This is a genomic window from Stenotrophomonas sp. 01N47 (assembly GCF_056399165.1).
The window spans coordinates 1-400 of record NZ_JBFTQU010000084.1; the positions used below are offsets into that span (position 1 = coordinate 1).

At 64.2% G+C, this 400-nt stretch carries 1 protein-coding gene; it reads left to right on the forward strand.

All coding sequences use genetic code 11. The annotated features are described in order from the left end of the window. Positions 1-63: 63 nt before the first annotated feature. On the forward strand, positions 64-400 hold a 337-nt coding region (locus AC1DKR_RS21325), incomplete at its 3' end, for an FAD-dependent oxidoreductase (protein WP_478035179.1).

Consider the following 400-nt stretch of genomic DNA (forward strand, 5'->3'; position numbering starts at 1 on the left):
GTATACTGCGCCTCTAGTCCTGAACTCCGAGGTCGCTGCATGCCATCCGTTATTTCTACCGACGTGCTGATTGTCGGCGCTGGTGTCGCCGGCCTCTGGCTGAACGCACGCCTGCGTCGTCAGGGTTTCTCGACCGTACTGGTGGAAAGCGCCAGCCTCGGCGGCGGGCAGAGTGTGAAATCCCAGGGGATCATCCACGGCGGCGCCAAGTACGCGCTGCATGGTGCGTTGACCGGTGCCTCCGAAGCGATTTCCGACATGCCGCGCCGTTGGCGTGCAGCCTTGGCCGGAGACGGCGAGCTGGACCTGTCCGGCGTGCGTCTGCTCTCCGAAGCCCACTATTTGTGGTCCCCTGGCACCCTCGCCGGCAACCTCACCAGTTTCTTCGCCAGCAAAGCGG